This window comes from Arthrobacter crystallopoietes (assembly GCF_002849715.1).
In the GTDB taxonomy this organism is placed as follows: Bacteria; Actinomycetota; Actinomycetes; order Actinomycetales; family Micrococcaceae; genus Crystallibacter; species Crystallibacter crystallopoietes.
The window spans coordinates 1,786,649-1,800,158 of record NZ_CP018863.1 but is presented as its reverse complement, the minus strand read 5'-3'; the positions used below and the strand labels follow the sequence as shown (position 1 = coordinate 1,800,158).

The following is a 13,510-nucleotide window of genomic DNA, read 5'->3' as shown; positions in this document are numbered from 1 at the left end:
CGCCTGGGGCAGAAAAACACATTTCGTAACCGACGCGCGGATGTCAAGTATGACGAGTGCTAGTCTGCGAGCATGTCAAACAACCAGGGGACCATACCTGTTCTAGACCTCCGAACTGCACGCCACGAAGACGGCTCTTTCAACCCCGTCTTCGTCGACCAGCTGCGCGACGCCGCTCACCGGGTCGGCTTCTTCCAGATCACCGGCTACGGCGCCGGCGAGCACCAGGTGGCAGAGCTCTTCGACGCCATGAAGCGCTTCTTCAACCTGCCGCTCGAGGAACGGTTGAAGCTGGACAACCGCAACTCGCCGCACTTCCGCGGCTACACCCGGATGGGCACCGAGCGCACCCAGGGCAAAGCGGATGCCCGCGAGCAGCTGGACTACTCGCCGGAGTCAGAACCGGTTGCCGATTACACCGAGGACCAGAAGTACCTGCTGCTGCGCGGCCCGAACCAGTGGCCGGACCAGGCCCAGCCGGATCTGCGCGAGAAGGCCATGGCCTGGGCGGACCTGATGTCCACCGTGGGCCGGGAACTGCTCTCCGGCATCGGCGTGGGCCTCGGCCTGCCCGAGGACTACTTCGACGCAGCGTATGCCGGCAGCCCGCACTGGATGGGCAAGCTGGTGCACTACGTTGGCGGCGTCGTCGAGGATGCCGGGGACCAGGGCGTGGGCATCCACGCCGACTACGGCTTCATCACGCTGCTGCTGCAGGACCAGGTTGGCGGCCTTGAAGTGCAGCCTCCCGGCACCACCGAATGGCTGCCGGTCGAGCCGATCGAAGGCGCGCTGGTGGTGAACCTGGGCGAGATGCTGGAGGTGGCCACGGAAGGCTACATCACCGCAACCATTCACCGCGTGCAAGCCCCGCCGCCCGGCGTGGACCGCTACTCGGTACCGTTCTTCTGGTCGCCGCGACTGGATGCCAAGATCGACCCGATCCCGCTCCCGGACGAGCTGAAGTCCGAATCCCGCGGCCTCTCGGACGATCCGAACAACCCGATGCTGGCCCAGTTCGGCGCCAACATGCTCAAGGGACGCGCGCGCGCCCACCCCGATGTGACCGAAAAGTACTACCCCGAGCTGCTCGCCAAGTAGCTTCCCGCGCCATCTTCGCTGGCGCTTCAATAACCCGCGTACGACGTCGGGTGCCCGGCTTGGATTCGCCGGTCACCCGGCGTCGTACTTTGGTTTCCGCTTGAGTGGAGAGAACTGGGGTCCAACGGAGGCCTACCGCCCCTGTTCTCTCCAGTTGATTCAGTCGCGGCGGCAATCCGCCCGGCGGCGATGACAGTTGCTGCCGCCCGTTCAATAATGAAGGCATGGGCGCACTCAAAGTGCTGCGGCGCGAGCTTCGGAGGACGTTGTCGGCCACCAACGGGGAAGTGCCGCAGTGGGCTCTGGATCTCGCCGAGGGAAAGGACGAAGGTTTCTTCGCCCCGGGCTCGGCCGTCTGGGCTGTTCACGGCTCCGTGAACACGCTGGTCGGAGGGATCAGGGCGCTGCTGGTGCAATCACTGCATCCGGGTGCGTTGGCGGGCGTGGACGATTTCTCCATGTATCGGGAACGGCCGCTGGTCCGGCTGGCGTCCACCAGCCGGTGGATCATGACGGTCACCTATGGCGATACGGCTGCGGCGCACACCGCCTGCGAACGCATCCTGAAACTGCACGAAAGGGTCCGCGGCACTTACACGGATGCCCGGGGAGCAACCCGCAGCTACTATGCCAATGATCCCGACCTGCTCAGCTGGGTACATCTGGCCTTCGTGGAGGCCTTCCTGGCCGCGCATACCGCATACGGAAAACCGATACCGGGCGGCCAGGACCAGTACGTCGCCGAGTGGGCCAAGGCCGGAGAGCTGATGCAGGTTCCCCATCCGCCCCGGACCCGCGCAGAACTGGATGAGCAGCTGGCCGCCTTCCGCCCGGAATTGCTGCATGATGCCAAGGTGTCAGAGGCTGTGGAGTTCATCCGCCACCCGCCGCTCCCCCGCTCCCAGCGGCTCGGCTACCAGATCCTTTTCGCTGGCGCGGTCAACACGCTGGAACCCCATTATCTGGATCTGCTGGGCCTGAAGAAACCGTCGCTTGGCCCGTTCCCGCTCCCGGTACGTTCGGCTACCCGGCTAGTACTGGCATTTGTGCGCCTGGGCCTCGGGCGGAAACCACCGAGCGAAATATCTGCCCGCCGGCGTATCGCCCGGGTCTCCCAGCAGAATGCCTGACTCTCACGCCGGGTCGCAAAACCTCAGACCTTCGCGGGCTTCTGCCGGCCCAGCCGCTGCCGCGCGGTGTTGGCACCGCGCCCGATAGGTGCGCTCTTGGTCGCGGCGCCGAGCCCGAACGGCGGCATGTCACTGTAGACGGACTCCTGGTCGCGCACGGCAACCTGGTAAGTCTCGTGCCACACGCCGATGTCTCCGCTGCCGGCCGATTCCCGCATGAATTTGCGCCAGGGTTCAAGATGCGGCGCGGTCCGGTCCGCGGCGAAGCGCTGAAGGTGCTCGGGGCTTTCCCAGTAGCTAAGCATGAGGGTGGTCCTGCCGAACCAGGAATGGAAGCCCAGCAGACCCGCCTCCGGGGTAGCCGCCAGATGCTTGAGCATGCGAGCCATGGCCGTGGACATGGGCAGCAGTTTGCCGAATTTCCACCAGCGGTTGGCTCGCATGCCGATCAGGAAAACGGTCACGGTTTCTGTCTCCGGCACCGCGGTAAACCTGCCGGGAATGACGCTCTGGCCCATGGCCTTCTCCTACGTTCTTGGTGCCGATTCATTTCGTAACGACGTTATAAAACAATGTTATGGAACAATGAGAGCTATGGCAAGACCTACTGTTTACGATTCCGAACTGCGGCAACGGTTAATCGAAACGACGGCAAACCTCATGGCCGAGCAGGGCCCCAGCCGGGTGGCGTTGCGCGATGTGGCGGCCGCGGCCAACACATCGACGACGGCGGTCTACTCGCTTTTCGGTGGCAAGTCGCAGTTACTGACGGCGGTGGTCGACGATGCCTTCCGCTCCTTCGGGGATTCCCAGCGGGCCGCCTCCCCCGGCGGCCTGGCGGCGCTTGGCAAGGCTTACCGTCAGTGGGCGCTGGAGCACCCGGCGTTCTACACGCTGATGTTCGGCTCCACCGCCGCGCAGATCCCTTGCGAACCAAGTCCGGACGCATCCTCGAACGCCATCCAACCCCTGTACGAGGCGGTGGCCAAAGCACTCGCCGCAGCTGGCTCCGAGGAGTCCGTGCCGCTGGTTGCGGCAACTATTTGGGGCCAGGTTCATGGACTCGTCAGCCTCGAACTCGCGGACGTGCCCGGCACTGACTGGGCCGCCGCCTACGAAACAGCCCTGCGCGCCATTGAGCGGACCTACCCGGTTTGAACCTTGGCCTCGACCTGTCGCGCGGTGGGCATTTCCTCCGGCAGGGCGGCGCCCTCAAGGACGTTCAGGTAGCTTGCGGACAAATGCCCCACGTCCAGGGCCTGCACTCCGCGCGCGGCGAGCATGTCGGCGGCGACCGTGGCGGCAGGCCCCAGTGACAGCAACGCCAGGTCCAGGCCGGAGGCCACCACCTCCTCCACGAGCCGCGCCAGATCATCAAAGGCGTCCGTGGGCTTCGAGAAGAACTCCCGCGAACTGTTCAGCGACCCAAACAGCGGGTCGATCAGGTCGAAGCGGGAACCTGCACCGGTAATCACGGCAGCATCCCGGCCGGCCCAGACGGACCGCCAGGCCTCAACGGCGTCCTCACCGTATTCAGTGAACATGGCAGGGCGGGTCACATGGCTGTTGCCAAAACGCTCCTGGGTTGCCACCAGCGGCCCGACGAAATGCCAGGTCTCCGCAAACACGATCGACCAGTGCAGTCCGAGGAACACCTGCGGCATCCCAAGCAAGGTGTCCGGATGGGGCGACACCAGGACGCTCTTCAGCGCGGCCATCAGCTCCGGCGAGTTCTTCTGGAACTTCAGCTGGTGCTCGCGGCGGTACATCAGACGGAATTCCCCGTCGCCGAACCGCGCGAAACTCTTCCGCTCATCGCGGATCACCGCCAGCGTCTCCAGGTGGTCCAGCTGCTTGGACTGCATAACCTCGGCAATGTCATGGCGAATGGGTGCCATGACCGCCCCGCGGATGTTCTCCGCGATCGTGCGCGTGCGCTGCGCCTCCCAGTGCAGTTTCGCGATGACCGCGTCACGCTTCTTCTCGGTCTGGACGAGCGAATCCTGGGTCTTCACCAGCGATTTCAGCAGCTTGTTCTGCTCTTCAAGGAGCTTGATCTGCTTGTTGGCGGCGTCGAGCGTCTTCTTTCGATGCTGCAGCGTGCCTGCCACGATCCGTCGCAGTACATCAACTTTCGACATGACGCCCCCTGCCTGTGCGGCCACCAGGGGCCGATAATACGTATCACCAGATATTAGCGCCGGCCGTACCCGAAACCGGTGAGCCTCGGCGGACAGTCACTCAATTAAAGAAAAAAGTCCCGCCACAGGGGCGGGACTTTTTCCTATCCGCGGAGGATGGGGGATTTGAACCCCCGAGGGCGTGAACCCAACACGCGTTCCAGGCGTGCGCCATAGGCCGCTAGGCGAATCCTCCAGATGTTTTGCTCAACAAGAGCAGGTACAAGACTACCTGACGGCTTCCGAAAGTGGCGAATCGCGCGATGCACGTCACTGCCGCCCCCTCCGCGCCGGACCGATTTTCAGCCACCCGGCCATCTCGGGTAGACTATTGGACGGCCCCTCATGTGGTGTCATCCTGTGAACTCCCCCAGGACCGGAAGGTAGCAAGGGTAAGCGGGCTCTGGCAGGTGCATGAGGGGTCTTTTACGTCTATCCCCAGCGCCGGGATGCCTGATGCAAAGTACGAGCCGCAACCGATAGGGTTCTTATCGTGAGTACAGCCCTCTACCGTCGTTACCGCCCCGATTCCTTCGCGGACGTTATTGGGCAGGAGCACGTCACCAATCCGCTGATGGCGGCTCTGCAGAAGAACCGCGTCAACCACGCCTACCTGTTCTCCGGCCCGCGTGGCTGCGGCAAGACCACCTCCGCCAGGATCCTGGCCCGTTGCCTCAACTGCGCCCAAGGCCCGACGCCGACCCCTTGCGGACAATGCGATTCCTGCGTCGAGCTCGGCCGCGGCGGCCCGGGCAGCCTGGACGTCATCGAGATCGACGCCGCCAGCCACGGCGGCGTGGACGACGCCCGCGATCTGCGCGAACGCGCCACCTTCGCCCCGGTCCGGGACCGCTACAAGATCTTCATCATCGACGAGGCCCACATGGTCACCTCGGCCGGCTTCAACGCCCTGCTGAAGATCGTGGAAGAGCCGCCGGAACACATCAAGTTCATCTTCGCCACTACCGAGCCGGACAAGGTCATCGGCACCATCCGCTCGCGCACGCACCACTACCCGTTCCGGCTGGTGCCGCCGGAGCCGCTGATGCAGTACCTGGAACTGCTCTGCAACCAGGAAAACGTGCCGGTAGCCCCCGGCGTGCTCTCGCTCGTCGTCCGCGCCGGCGGCGGCTCCGTGCGCGATTCGCTCTCCGTGCTGGACCAGCTCATGGCCGGCGCCGGCCCCGAGGGGCTGGACTACGAACTGGCCGTCTCCCTGCTCGGCTACACCCACGCCTCGCTGCTGGACGACGTCGTCGATGCCTTCGCTGCCCAGGACGCCTCCACCGTGTTCAGCGCCGTGGACCGCGTGGTGCAGACCGGCCATGATCCGCGCCGTTTCGTCGAGGACCTGCTCGAGCGCTTCCGCGACCTGATCATCGTCAAGGCCATGCCGGAGAGCGCCAACGCGATCCTCCGCGGTGTGCCCGAAGACCAGATCGCACGGATGCAGACCCAGGCCAACCAGCTTGGCTCCTCCGAACTCTCCCGCGCCGCGGACATCACCAACCAGGCGCTCACCGAGATGACCGGCGCCACCTCGCCCCGCCTGCACCTGGAACTTCTCTGCGCCCGCATCCTGCTGCCGGTCGCCGACCAGGCCGAACGAGGCGTCGCGGCCCGCGTGGACCGGATCGAACGCCGCCTCGCGTACGCCGGGGAACTCCCCGCCGGAGCGCCGAATCATGCTCCGCCCGCCGCAGAAACCAATTACGACGCCGGATCCGCACCTTCCGTACCAAGCGCGGAAGGCGCCAGCGGGGCAGCCCAGGTCCGGGAAGCGCTCCGCGCCGCCCGCACCCAACCCGCACCGGTAGCAGCACCGGGACCAGCAGCGCCAGCGCCAGCAGCAGAAACGCAGCCATCGCCGCAGAACGCTCCGGCTCCCGCCCAGTCTGCCCCGGCCCCCGTCCAGCCCGCGACCCAAAACGCACCCGCTCAGCCCGCGGCCCAGAACGCCCCCGCTCCCATCCAGCCCCGGCAAGAACCGCGGCAGCAGACGCAGCCGGCTGCCGAGGAGACTGCGCCGACTGGTTCTCAGCCGGCACCCACCGCTTCCCCGGCTCCTGCCGCACCGCAGCCGGAAGAGCAGCCTGCCTCGCGTGATTGGGGCGGCACTTGGGGCGCGGTTCCCGAGCCCGAACCGGCAAAGCCCGCCACTCCCGCGCCTGCAGTTCCTATGGAGCAGGCAGCATCTGGCCAGCAAGCTCCAGCACCGGCACCGGCACAACAGCCCACACAAGGCCAGCCGACGGCACCTGCAGCAGCAGAAGCAGGCCCTTCTTCCCCCGCACAGTCAGGCCCGCGACCCGCAACGCATCCGGGCACACCGACAGGCCACCAAGCTCCGGCCCCGGCGCAATCGGGCCCCCCGGCCGCGGCAGCCCAACAGCGCCCTGCTGCTTCTGGCGCCACCGGATCAGTGGAGATGTTCCGCCGTGCCTGGCCGGAAATCATGGATGTCCTGAAAACCGAGAAGAAGTTCCTCTGGATGACAGTCGAACCTCACACCTCGCTTGCCGGTTTCGATGGCCGGACGCTGACAGTGGCCTTCTCGAACTCCGGTGCGATGAATGCGTTCAGCAGCAAGCAGGAGAACGCCGGAATCCTCAGACAATGCATCTTCAAGGTGCTCGGCGTCGACTGTGCAATCGACGTTACGGCCGGAGGCTCAGCCCGGGCAGCGGGTGAACCCGCCCCAAAAGTACCTACTAGCTGGCAGCCGCCGGCAGACGGCGCGGCACCTCGGACTATGAACGCGCCCGCACCGGCCATGCCGGCCGCCGGCTCCCCTGCCGCGCCTGCGGCCGGGCCTGCCCCGGCGCTGAATGCCGACCGGAACTGGCCTGTCCCTGCCACCGGCCCTGCCCAGAACCGTCAGGCAGTTCCTGCGCAGAACGTTGGCAATGTGTGGGGACCCGTGGCTCCCATTCCGAACGCGAACCCCGCCTCTGCGGGTATTCAGCCAGCAACTGCGGCTACTGCGACCACCACGCTCCCCGCCAGGACTCCATCGGCGCTCAGCGAACCCTCTGCCCAGAGCGCGGCCTCCACCAGCAGCATGGCATCGGGGCACAGTGCGCCATCAGCGGGCAGCGTTCCATCGGGTGTCAGTGCAGCGTCCGCCCAAAGCGCACCGTCACCCGCCAGCAGTCCGTCGGGCACCAGTGCCGCATCCGCACAAAGCGCACCGTCCGTCCAGAGCAGTCCGTCGGCCCCCAGCAGCTCCTCCGCGCAGAGCGCCCCGTCCGCAGCAAGCGCGCCGTCTGCCGCATCATCACCCCGCCCAGTGGCAGCAGCGGAACCAGTCACCGTACCGCCGCCGACGCCAGGGGAACAGCCGGTATTCGGCCACCTCGCCCAAGGGCAGCCCGCCGCCACTAGGCCAACGGTATGGGAACCGCCCCAGGCATCCGGTGCAGCCTCTGCGCCGCAAGCCCCCGCCCAAAATGGACAGCGCCCCGCAATCAACCGGCCGCAGCCAGAAGAGCCCGTTGCCCCGAGTGTGCCGGATGTGCCGCAGTCTCCTTACGACGACATTCCCTTCTCGGATGAGGAACCGCCGTCGGATGATTGGGAGGCCAGCCCGGACTTCGAACCAAGGCGGCCACAGTTCCCGGCACAGGCATCACCGACCCCTGCCCAAGCCTCCCCGCAAGCGCCGGTCCAGGCATCCGCGCCAGCCCAGGCCCCGGCAGCATCCCAAGCCCCGGCACCGGCCCCCGCTGCTGCTCCAACGTCGGCCGAGACGCCTGACACGGCTGCTGCATTGGACCCCAACAAACCCATGAGCCGGTACCAGCGGCTGCTGAACCAGGCCAGGGCTGCCGAAGCTCAAGGCAGGCCCGCCGGCGCTCCCTCCGGTCCTGCCTTCGGCAGCAGGGGCGGCAGTGGCCTAAACTTGAGTCACGTCGAGGACATTCCCAGTGAAGATGACTTAGCCATCGAAGACTCGGGCTTGGTAGGCCGCGCCGCCATTGAACGGATACTGGGCGGGCGGCTGATTGAGGAGCAGAGCCTCGACGGTTCCTAGACTGTTTGGAGATTGAGGTTCAGTGTACGAAGGTGCCGTCCAGGAGCTAATCGACGAGCTTGGCCGGCTCCCCGGTATTGGACCGAAGTCGGCCCAGCGCATTGCTTTCCACATCCTGGAAGCCGATCCGGCCGATATGCAGCAACTGGTGCAGGCCATCACCAACGTCAAGGAGCGAGTGAAGTTCTGTTCGATCTGCGGCAACGTCTCCGAGGAGGAGACGTGCAACATCTGCCGTGATCCCCGACGGGATCCCACCGAAATCTGTGTGGTGGAAGAGTCGAAGGACGTCGTCGCCATTGAGCGCACCCGGTCCTTCCGGGGCCGCTACCATGTGCTCGGCGGTGCCATCAATCCGATCGGCGGCGTCGGTCCTAATCAGCTGCGGATGAGGGAACTGCTGACCCGGCTCACCGATAGCCAGGTCCAGGAAATCATCATCGCCACGGATCCGAATCTGGAGGGCGAGGCGACGGCGACCTACGTCGCGCGGCTGCTCAAAGACTTCGACATCAAGGTAACCCGGCTGGCCTCAGGCCTTCCCGTCGGCGGAGATCTGGAATACGCCGACGAAGTGACGCTGGGCCGCGCCTTCGAAGGCCGGCGCCAGCTTAGTTAGCCAAGTTCAGGAAAGCTCCGTCAGCGGCTGCGTGATCGGCCCCAGCGCGTAGGCGCCTGCGGGAGCGGGTTCCTCGGTGACCGTTTCCACGTGAACGCCCCGCTCTTCCAGCTTGCCTGTCAGCCGGTCCACTGCTTCCACCATGTGTTCCCTGATGGCATCGGCCGCGGCCTCGGCGTCCCAGTCCTGCAAGGCGGCCATGATGCCATGGTGCGATTGGGTAATGTCCTTACGCACGACATAGCCGCGCTTGCTGCTGAAGGCCGCGAGACGGGTCTCCACCACCAACGTTGACATGTAGCGGCTCAAATGCGCATTGTCCGCGGCATCGACCAGGGCAAAGTGGAAATCCAGGTCTGCGTCGCCGATGGCACGGGCATCGTTGCCTTCGGCCGCCCGCAGCAGATGGTCGAAAGCGCGCTGAACCTTGGCGACGGCGGCGTCGTCGTGCTTATCGATGATCATCCTGGCCGCGTGGCTCTCCACCGCGACCCGGGCCTCGAACAGGTCATCCAGCCGGTCTTCGCCGACCACCGCCACGCGCATCCCCTGCCCCGGCTTGGCCGTCAGCAGCCCTTCCTGGACCAAACGCTGGGCGGCTTCACGCAAAGGGCTGCGGCTTACGCCAAGCTGCCGGGCAATCTCTACTTCGCGCAGCGGCGAACGCACGGCCAGCGCACCGGAATAGATGGCGTTGCGCAGTTCCGTGGCGATCAGGTCCACGGTCGAGGGACGATGCACTCTCAGGACGGCCGGCGCGTTGCGGTGGGCAGAAGATTGGGGCATCTGGGTCCTTACGTGTCTTGCGTTTGGCGCCGGACTACTCCTGCACAGTGCACAGGTTGGGGACGAATCCGCATCGTGGCCAAATCGTAATCAGTATAAGTGTGAGGGCCGACATCCGCGGAAGTACGCGGATTTTGGCCCTTAACCGGGGCGAAATACTCCGGGTCGCACTACTGTCGACAATCATACATGCAGACTTGCAGATTGTATGTGGTGACGAAAATTACTAGCGTTGACCTCAGTCATCCCAAATTCGGGTCGGGTCGGCTGGGGTGCGCATGCGCGCAGACCGGGTGGCTTCGCCCATTTCACGACCGAAAGAGGAACATGATGAACGCTCGTACTACTAAGTCCCGGGCGGCAATGGCCGCGGGGAGCGTGCTGGCGCTGGTGCTGATGGCCGGCTGCGGCGACGGACAGATCGAGCAGGGCGGCGAAGGCGGCGGGGAGAGCCCCGCTGCAGGCAACACGCTGGCGGAAATCCAGGAATCGGGCACCGTCACCGTTGGCATCGCGGGCGAGGCCCCGTACTCCTTCCAGGAAGGCGGGGAGCCCACCGGCGCGACCATTGCCATGCACGAGAAGATCTTCAGCGAGCTCGGCGTCGAGAACGTTGAAGCACTTCTGGTGGACTGGGACGCACTGATTCCGGGCCTGAATGCAGGCCGGTTCGACGTTGTCAGTGCCGGCATGTCCATCTTGCCGGAGCGCTGCGAGCAGGCCGCTTTCAGCGACCCGGAAATCATGTACACCACGGCACTGATGGTCCAGGAGGGCAACCCGAAGAACCTGACAGACCTGGATTCGGTTGTGGCGGCTGAAGAAGGCGGCGAGGACATCAAGCTGGCCGTGCTCTCCGGCGGCATCGAAGCCGGTTACGCCGATAAGCTGGGCCTGGATGTCCAGTCCGTTGGCAATGCCCAGGACGGCATGGACACCGTCGCGGCGGGCCGCGCTGACGCTTTCGCTATGACGGCAATCTCGCTGAACTGGCTGGCCGACAAGAACCCGGATGCCGGCATTGAAGTGACGCAGCCGTTTGTCCAGGTTATCGATGGTGTAGAGCAGATCGGCGCCGGTGCCACCGTCTTCCGCCAGGGCGACACGGAACTGCTGGAGGCCTACAACGCCGAGCTGGCCAAGATCACCGAGTCCGAAGCGACCTACGTGGACGTAGTGGGCGAATTCGGCTTCACCGCCGAGAACCTGCCGCCCAAGGATCTGACCACCGAGCAGCTCTGCTCCGGAGAACTGGGCTAGTCCACTTTTATGGAAAGCAATTTCGAAGCGCTGGCAGAGGCGTGGCCGAGGATCCTGGACGGGTTGTGGATTACCCTCCAGCTGACTCTCGGCGGCGCCCTGCTGGCGATGGTTATCGCCGTGATCCTCGGCCTGGGCTCGCGGCTGCGCAACATTGTGCTGCGCGGCCTGTGCCGGGCGATCATGGAATTTTTCCGCGGCACTTCGCTGGTAGTCCAGCTGTTCTTCTTCTTCTTCGTTCTGCCGCAGCTGGGCTTGGAGCTGCCGGCAATGGTCTGCGGCATCCTCGGCCTGGGGCTGAACTACGGCGCCTACGCGGCCGAGGTAGTGCGCGGATCCATCAATTCGGTTCCGACCGGGCAATGGGAAGCCACCACGGCGTTGAGCATGTCCAAGTCGCAGCAGATGATCCGTGTCATCTTCCCGCAGGCCTGGGCGCTAATGATTCCCTCGCTGACGAACTACCTCATCCACATGCTCAAGGGCACGGCAATCGTCAGCTTCATCACCCTTGCCGATCTGACCTACCACACCGAGCAGCTGCGCGAACAGACGGACACCTTCTTCGCCTACGGCGTGAGCCTGGTGATTTACTTCGTCATCGCGTACATCCTGACGCTGGTCATGAATGCTCTTGAGGTACGGGCCAAGCACCGCCTCGGCCGCGGCGAATCGCTGCGCGAGGCGCTGACTCCGAAGACCCCGGAGACCGCCGCAGTGGAAGGAGGCCGGAAAGTATGAACGGCTTATGGGATTGGGACGCCGCCTGGGCGGTACTGCCCGAACTGCTCCTGGCCTTCGTCCAGGTGACCTTGATTGTCACCGTCCTGAGCACCGCCATCGCGGCCGTGCTCGGACTCTTCATCGCGATCCTGCGCATGTCGGTGCCGAAACCGATTGCCGCCGTCATCACTTTCATCGGCGACTTCATCCGGATGACGCCGATTGTGGTGCAGCTGCTGTTCGCGTATTGGACCTTCCTGACCGTCGAGCCGCTGACCATCGGCATCGTAGTCTTCGGTATCCACTACTCCACCTACATGGCCGAGGTCTACCGCGCCGGCATCGACTCCGTGCCCAAGGGCCAGTGGGAGGCAACCACCGCGTTGTCCATGTCGAAGCGGCGGGCCTGGACGGCAGTGATCGTTCCGCAGGCCCTGCGGGCAACGGTTCCGGCGCTGGGCAACTACGCCATCTCGATGTTCAAGGACACCCCGTTCCTGCTGACCATCGGCGTCGTGGAAATGGTCCGGGCCGGGCTCACGTTCGGCGGCAACAACTTCAGATATATGGAGGCCATCACCCTGGCCGGCGTGATTTTCCTGCTGGCCAGCTACCCGACCTCCCTGCTCATCTCCAGATTGGAAAAGCGCCTTGCCTACAACTACTGATCCCCACACCGCGGCCGGCAACGGCACCGCGGCCGCCGTTCCGGCCATCAGGTTCGAGAATGTGGAGAAGCGGTTCGGCGACAACGTGGTCCTCAAGGACCTCAATTTCGAGGTGGCCAAGGGCGACCGCGTCACCCTGATCGGACCCAGCGGCTCCGGCAAGACCACCATTCTCCGGCTGGTCATGACGCTGGAAAGCCTCAGCGACGGCTACATCTACATCGACGGCGAACCGCTCACGCACGAACTGCGCGACGGCAAGCGCGTTGCTCGCAGCGAGAAGGCCCAGAAGCAGATCCGCAAACGCATCGGCATGGTTTTCCAGCAGTTCAACCTGTTTCCGAACATGACCGTGCTGGAAAACATCATCGAGGCGCCGGTCCACGTGCTCGGCCAGTCCAAGGCGGAGGCCACCAAGCGTGCCATGGAACTGCTCGAAAGCGTGGGGCTGCCGGGCAAGGCCAATGCCCACCCGCTGCAGCTTTCCGGCGGACAGCAGCAGCGCGTTGCGATTGCCCGCGCCCTGGCCATGGATCCGGACATCCTGCTGTTGGACGAGGTCACCTCGGCGCTGGATCCGGAGATTGTGGGCGAAGTGCTGGGCATTCTGCGCCATATTGCCGAAACCACCGACATCACCATGCTGATCGTCACGCACGAGATGCAGTTTGCCCGCGATGTTTCCAACCGGGTCATGATGTTCGACGGCGGCCGCGTTGTCGAGGAGGCAACGCCGGACGTCATGTTCACGAACCCGCAGCACGAGCGCACGCAGGCATTCCTGCACGCGGTGCTCGGCAGCAGTGACGGCCAGATCGGCACGCACTGACACCGATAAAACCCAACTGACGACGGCGGCAACTGCCGCGCACAAGCCGGCTCGCCGCCGTCGTTGTTCCTGATTTTCCGAAGGTCACACTGGCCTGTTTGTTCAAAACTATTCACCGCGGATAGCTCCGCGGCGCTAGACTTTCCTTGCCGAGTGCGTCTGCAGCCGACGTGTAGCCATC

At 64.8% G+C, this 13,510-nt stretch carries 12 protein-coding genes, 1 tRNA gene and 1 other RNA gene; 10 read left to right on the top strand and 4 right to left on the bottom strand.

All coding sequences use genetic code 11. The annotated features are described in order from the left end of the window. The first annotated feature begins 72 nt into the window (after positions 1-72). Positions 73-1,101: an isopenicillin N synthase family dioxygenase gene (locus AC20117_RS08570; RefSeq protein WP_074700087.1), complete on the top strand. Its 1,029-nt coding sequence runs from the start codon at positions 73-75 to the stop codon at positions 1,099-1,101. A gap of 224 nt (positions 1,102-1,325) precedes the next feature. Continuing rightward, on the top strand, positions 1,326-2,231 hold the full coding sequence (locus tag AC20117_RS08565; protein WP_074700088.1) for an oxygenase MpaB family protein: 906 nt from the start codon (positions 1,326-1,328) through the stop codon (positions 2,229-2,231). Between the two features lie 23 nt (positions 2,232-2,254). On the opposite strand, the gene AC20117_RS08560 is transcribed toward AC20117_RS08565, so the two are convergent. Next, positions 2,255-2,749, bottom strand: a complete 495-nt coding sequence (locus AC20117_RS08560) for a DUF4188 domain-containing protein (RefSeq protein WP_074700089.1) — start codon at positions 2,747-2,749, stop codon at positions 2,255-2,257. Between the two features lie 76 nt (positions 2,750-2,825). Here AC20117_RS08560 and AC20117_RS08555 point away from each other — a divergent pair, with 76 nt between their 5' ends. Beyond that, entirely contained in the window at positions 2,826-3,389 is a 564-nt protein-coding gene (locus tag AC20117_RS08555) for a TetR/AcrR family transcriptional regulator (protein ID WP_074700090.1), read from the top strand. On the opposite strand, the gene AC20117_RS08550 is transcribed toward AC20117_RS08555, so the two are convergent. Next, positions 3,377-4,372, bottom strand: coding sequence for a GT-D fold domain-containing glycosyltransferase (locus AC20117_RS08550; protein ID WP_074700091.1), 996 nt, complete (start codon positions 4,370-4,372; stop codon positions 3,377-3,379). The two genes, AC20117_RS08555 and AC20117_RS08550, sit on opposite strands and share 13 nt — an antisense overlap. 150 nt (positions 4,373-4,522) lie before the next feature. Next, positions 4,523-4,607 (bottom strand) — tRNA-Ser (locus AC20117_RS08545). Positions 4,608-4,745: 138 nt separating this feature from the next. On the opposite strand from AC20117_RS08545, the gene ffs reads away from it, so the two are divergent. The 3 genes from ffs to recR all read left to right on the top strand — a co-directional run bounded on the left by ffs (position 4,746) and on the right by recR (position 9,063). After that, positions 4,746-4,841, top strand: an RNA gene (gene ffs, locus AC20117_RS08540) — signal recognition particle sRNA small type. A 63-nt stretch (positions 4,842-4,904) separates the two neighbouring features. After that, a complete protein-coding gene (locus tag AC20117_RS08535) occupies positions 4,905-8,444 on the top strand; it encodes a DNA polymerase III subunit gamma and tau (protein ID WP_101632567.1) in 3,540 nt (1,179 codons plus the stop codon). Positions 8,445-8,466: 22 nt separating this feature from the next. Continuing rightward, positions 8,467-9,063, top strand: a complete 597-nt coding sequence (gene recR / locus AC20117_RS08530; RefSeq protein ID WP_074700093.1) for a recombination mediator RecR — start codon at positions 8,467-8,469, stop codon at positions 9,061-9,063. Positions 9,064-9,069: 6 nt separating this feature from the next. Here the strand turns inward: recR and AC20117_RS08525 are convergent, their stop codons facing one another. Continuing rightward, a complete protein-coding gene (locus tag AC20117_RS08525; protein WP_074700094.1) occupies positions 9,070-9,849 on the bottom strand; it encodes a GntR family transcriptional regulator in 780 nt (259 codons plus the stop codon). A gap of 330 nt (positions 9,850-10,179) precedes the next feature. Between AC20117_RS08525 and ehuB the strand changes: the two genes are divergently transcribed. The 4 genes from ehuB to ehuA are packed head-to-tail and all read left to right on the top strand — an operon-like array spanning position 10,180 to position 13,329. Beyond that, complete coding sequence (gene ehuB / locus AC20117_RS08520) at positions 10,180-11,109, top strand: ectoine/hydroxyectoine ABC transporter substrate-binding protein EhuB (protein WP_074700095.1); 930 nt, start codon at positions 10,180-10,182, stop codon at positions 11,107-11,109. A 9-nt stretch (positions 11,110-11,118) separates the two neighbouring features. After that, positions 11,119-11,850 (top strand): ectoine/hydroxyectoine ABC transporter permease subunit EhuC, encoded by a 732-nt coding sequence (gene ehuC, locus AC20117_RS08515; protein ID WP_074700096.1) that lies wholly within the window; start codon positions 11,119-11,121, stop codon positions 11,848-11,850. Continuing rightward, positions 11,847-12,500: an ectoine/hydroxyectoine ABC transporter permease subunit EhuD gene (gene ehuD / locus AC20117_RS08510; RefSeq protein ID WP_074700097.1), complete on the top strand. Its 654-nt coding sequence runs from the start codon at positions 11,847-11,849 to the stop codon at positions 12,498-12,500. Before ehuC ends, ehuD begins: the two co-directional genes overlap by 4 nt. Then, on the top strand, positions 12,484-13,329 hold the full coding sequence (gene ehuA / locus AC20117_RS08505; RefSeq protein WP_083339660.1) for an ectoine/hydroxyectoine ABC transporter ATP-binding protein EhuA: 846 nt from the start codon (positions 12,484-12,486) through the stop codon (positions 13,327-13,329). The genes ehuD and ehuA overlap by 17 nt, the downstream gene beginning before the upstream one ends. Positions 13,330-13,510: the final 181 nt, after the last annotated feature.

Excerpts from the sequence above, each read along its gene's own strand:
- AC20117_RS08570 (WP_074700087.1), top strand. The coding sequence starts at position 73 with ATGTCAAACAACCAGGGGACCATACCTGTTCTAGACCTCCGAACTGCA.
- AC20117_RS08565 (WP_074700088.1), top strand. The coding sequence starts at position 1,326 with ATGGGCGCACTCAAAGTGCTGCGGCGCGAGCTTCGGAGGACGTTGTCG.
- AC20117_RS08560 (WP_074700089.1), bottom strand. The coding sequence starts at position 2,749 with ATGGGCCAGAGCGTCATTCCCGGCAGGTTTACCGCGGTGCCGGAGACA.
- AC20117_RS08555 (WP_074700090.1), top strand. The coding sequence starts at position 2,826 with ATGGCAAGACCTACTGTTTACGATTCCGAACTGCGGCAACGGTTAATC.
- AC20117_RS08550 (WP_074700091.1), bottom strand. The coding sequence starts at position 4,372 with ATGTCGAAAGTTGATGTACTGCGACGGATCGTGGCAGGCACGCTGCAG.
- AC20117_RS08525 (WP_074700094.1), bottom strand. The coding sequence starts at position 9,849 with ATGCCCCAATCTTCTGCCCACCGCAACGCGCCGGCCGTCCTGAGAGTG.
- ehuB (WP_074700095.1), top strand. The coding sequence starts at position 10,180 with ATGAACGCTCGTACTACTAAGTCCCGGGCGGCAATGGCCGCGGGGAGC.
- ehuC (WP_074700096.1), top strand. The coding sequence starts at position 11,119 with ATGGAAAGCAATTTCGAAGCGCTGGCAGAGGCGTGGCCGAGGATCCTG.
- ehuD (WP_074700097.1), top strand. The coding sequence starts at position 11,847 with ATGAACGGCTTATGGGATTGGGACGCCGCCTGGGCGGTACTGCCCGAA.